Annotated in this window: 4 protein-coding genes; 2 read left to right on the top strand and 2 right to left on the bottom strand. The window is 79.8% G+C overall.

Annotated elements, in window-relative coordinates; genetic code table 11:
• Positions 1-36 precede the first annotated feature (36 nt).
• Entirely contained in the window at positions 37-1,074 is a 1,038-nt protein-coding gene (locus GTR00_RS16515) for a Gfo/Idh/MocA family protein (RefSeq protein WP_166612678.1), read from the bottom strand.
• A gap of 89 nt (positions 1,075-1,163) precedes the next feature.
• Between GTR00_RS16515 and GTR00_RS16510 the strand changes: the two genes are divergently transcribed.
• Positions 1,164-2,189: a LacI family DNA-binding transcriptional regulator gene (locus GTR00_RS16510; RefSeq protein WP_166612677.1), complete on the top strand. Its 1,026-nt coding sequence runs from the start codon at positions 1,164-1,166 to the stop codon at positions 2,187-2,189.
• A 79-nt stretch (positions 2,190-2,268) separates the two neighbouring features.
• A complete protein-coding gene (locus tag GTR00_RS16505; RefSeq protein WP_166612676.1) occupies positions 2,269-3,210 on the top strand; it encodes a serine/threonine dehydratase in 942 nt (313 codons plus the stop codon).
• A gap of 42 nt (positions 3,211-3,252) precedes the next feature.
• Here GTR00_RS16505 and GTR00_RS16500 read toward each other — a convergent pair.
• A partial coding sequence (locus tag GTR00_RS16500; RefSeq protein ID WP_205705988.1) for a hypothetical protein occupies positions 3,253-3,685 on the bottom strand: 433 nt, incomplete at its 5' end.

Below are 3,685 nucleotides of genomic sequence, written 5' to 3'. Positions count from 1 at the left end.
GTCTGACGGGCCCGCGGCACCCCCGCCGCGGGCCCGTCAGACCGCCGAGACCTCCAGCGCGCGCACCGCGACGGGCGCGCCGGTGCGCAGCGACTCCTGGGCGGCGTCGGCCACCCGCGAGGCGGCCACCGCGTCCTGCGGCCGGCACAGGTCCTCGCCCCCGGTGCCCTCGACCAGCTCCACGAACGCGGCCACCTCCGCGCGGTACGCCGCGGCGAACCGCTCGGCGAACGTCGCGTGCGGCGGACCGGCGGGGAAGGGCACGCCGGGCTCGGCCGAGCGCACCGCCATGGCGCCGTCCATCCCCACGAGCACCGTGCCGCGCGAGCCCTGCAGCTCCAGGCGCACGTCGTGCCCGGCGCCGTTGTAGCGAGAGGCCGTCACCACCGCCAGGGTGCCGTCGTCGAGCGTGCACACCGCCAGGGCGGTGTCCACGTCGCCGACCCGGCCGATCTCCGGGTCGCCGTTGTTGGACCCGCGCGCGTAGACCTCCACGACCTCCCGGCCGGTGATCCAGCGCAGCACGTCGAAGTCGTGCACGCTGCAGTCGCGGAACAGCCCGCCCGAGGTCGCCAGGAACGCCACCGGCGGGGGAGCGGCGTCGCAGGTGACGGCGCGCACCGCGTGCAGCCAGCCCAGCTCGCCGGACTCGAACGCGCGCTTGGCCTCGCGGTACCCGGCGTCGTGGCGGCGCTGGTGGCCGATGCGCACCACCCCGCCGCGCTCGGCCACGTGCTCCAGCACCGGCAGCGACAGGGCCACGTCGGGCGCCACGGGCTTCTCGCACAGCACCGGCACCCCCGCCTCGACGCCGGCGCGGATCAGCTCCGGGTGGGTGGCGGTGCCGGTGGCCACGACGAGGCCGTCGACCCCGCTGCGCAGCAGCGCCGCCGCGTGCGCGGCGACGGAGACCCGCGCACCGCGCGCGGTCAGGGCGGCGGCCACGGAGCGCGCCCGTGCCGGGTCGGCGTCGGTGAGCGTCAGGTGCCCCACCCCCGCCGTGGTGGCGAGGTTGGCGGCGTGCATCGCGCCGATGCGGCCGACGCCGGCCAGTCCCAGGTGCAGGTCGGTCACGGTCTTCCTCCGGGGCCTCGTGTTGGACCGGTCCAAACGCGACTACCCTGGGCCCCGTCGGAGCGGGTGTCAAGGACCGGGGGGACGGCGTGGCAGGCAGTCCGGCGGGCGCGCCCCGCCCCACGATCCGCAGCGTCGCCGAGCGCGCGGGCGTGTCCAAGTCCCTGGTCTCCCTGGTGCTGCAGGGCTCCCCGAAGGTGGGCGAGGAGCGCCGCCGCGCCGTGCTCACCGCCGTGGAGGAGCTGGGCTACCGGCCCGACCCCGCCGCCCGCAGCCTCGCCGAGCGCCGCACCCGCACCGTCGGCGTCGTCCTCGACGACCTGCGCAACCCCTGGTTCGTCGACCTGCTCGACGGCCTGCGCCCCGTCCTGCGCGAGCACGGCCTGCGCCCCGTCCTCGGCGACACCCGCACCGAGCCCGGCGCCGTGCGCACCTTCGCCGAGCTGCGCGTGGACGGCCTCGTCCTCGTCGGCACCCGCACCGGCCCCGCCGAGCTCGACGGGCTCGCGCGGGTCGCCGGGACCGTGCCCACCGTGCTCGCCGGCGGCCGCGACGAGGTCGGCGCCGCCGTCGACGTCGTCGCCGACGACGGGGCCGCCGGCGTGCGCCTGGTGGTGCGCCACCTGCTCGACCTGGGCCACCGCCACCTGGCCCACCTCGCCGGCGCCGGGGCCGTCGGGCGCGAGCGCCGCGCCGCCTTCGAGCGGGCCGCGGCCGCCGCCGGCGCCCGGCACGCCGTCGTGCAGGCCGACATGACCGAGGACGGCGGGCACCGCGCCGCGCGGCGGCTGCTGGCCGGCCCGGACCGGCCCACCGCCGTGCTGGCCGCCAACGACGTCTCCGCCCTGGGCGTGCTCGCCGCCGCCGACGACCTGGGCCTGCGCGTGCCGCAGGACGTCTCGGTGGCCGGCTACGACGACACCTCCCTGGCCGCGCTGCGGCGCATCCGCCTGACCAGCGTGGACAACCGCAGCCGCGACGTCGGCCGGCGCGCCGGGCAGCTGCTGCTGGACCGCCTGGCCGACCCCGCCGCGCCCGCGCGCACCGAGCTGCTGCCCCCGCGCCTGGTGCCGCGGCGCACCACGGCCGCACCGCCGCCCGGAGCGCCGGCGTGACGCGCAGCGCCGGTGGCTACCGTGGCCCCGGCGCGCCCGGCCCTCGGAGCGCGCGGGCCCCCCAGGACGGAAAGCACCCGTGATCACCCGAGACGACGTCCTCGCCGCCGCCGAGCGCACCGCCGGCCGCCTGCGCCGCACCCCGCTGCTGGCGCCGGCCGACGAGCGCGCCCCCTGGCTGAAGCTGGAGTTCCTGCAGCACACCGGCGTCTTCAAGGCCCGCGGCGCCCTGAACCGCCAGCTCGCCGCCCGCGAGCGGGGCGAGCTCGAGGCCTCCGTCGGCGTCGTCGTCGCCTCCGGCGGCAACGCGGGCCTGGCCAACGCCTGGGCCGCGGCCCGCCTGGGCGTGCCCGCCACCGTGTTCGTGCCGCTCACCGCGCCGGCGGTGAAGCTCGCCCGGCTGCGCGAGCACGGCGCGCGGGTGCACCGGGTGGGCGCCGAGTACGCCGAGGCGCACGCCGCCGCGCTGGAGCACGTGCGCGCCACCGGCGCGCTGCTGTGCCACGCCTACGACCAGCCCGAGATCGCCGCCGGGGCCGGCACGATCGGCGAGGAGGTCCTGGCCGACGAACCGGGCCTCGACACGGTCGTGGTCGCCGTGGGCGGCGGCGGGCTGTTCGCCGGGGTCGCCGCGGCCGTCGCCGGGCGGGCCCGGGTGGTGGCCGTGGAGCCCACCGGCGCCCCCACCCTGCACGCGGCCCTGCGCGCCGGCGAACCCGTCGACGTGCCGGTCTCCGGGATCGCCGCGGACTCCCTGGGCGCGCGGCGCGCCGGCGACATCGCCTTCGACGTCGCCCGGCGCGTGCCGCCGGTGAGCGTGCTCGTGGACGACGACGCGATCGTCGCCGCCCGGGTGCGGCTGTGGCACGAGCACCGGGTGCCCGCCGAGCACGGCGCCGCCGCCGCCTACGCCGCCCTGACCAGCGGGGCCTACGTCCCCGCGCCGGGCGAGCGCGTCGCGGTCGTGGTCTGCGGGGCCAACACCGACCCCGCCACGCTCGCCGGCGGCCCCGCGGCCTGAGGCGAGGCCCCCCGAGGCCCCCCGAGGCCCCGGGCCGGGGCCTCAGTGGCTGGAGGTGCCCCGGCGCGACTCCAGCACGGGCTGCACGAGGCGCTCGACCACCAGGCCGGTGGCCACGGCCGCCACCGCCGCGTGCAGCGCCTCCACCACGCCCTCGCCGCGCTCCCAGGTGCGCGGCGGGGCCCCGACCCCCGTGGCGTTCTCCAGCGTCTGGTCCACCAGGATCCGCGTCAGCGTCTGCGCCACGTCGCCGCGCACGCCGACCAGGCCGGTGGCCCGCCACACCCCGCGCAGGGCGCCCAGCGCCACGCTCGTGCCCACGGCCATGGCGGCCGTCGCCGCGGCGGGGCGCTCGTCGTCGCCGGGGGAGCGGCCCAGCAGCACCAGCAGGGTGCGCCCGGGCACGTGCGAGGCCCGGCGGCCGGTGACGGCGCGCTCGGCGCGCTGGCCGGCGGCCATCGCCGCGGCCCCCGCC

The organism is Kineococcus indalonis (assembly GCF_009906395.1).
GTDB lineage: Bacteria > Actinomycetota > Actinomycetes > Actinomycetales > Kineococcaceae > Kineococcus > Kineococcus indalonis.
The sequence above is the reverse complement of the archived record's forward strand: the minus strand, read 5'-3'. Positions and strand labels throughout refer to the sequence as shown.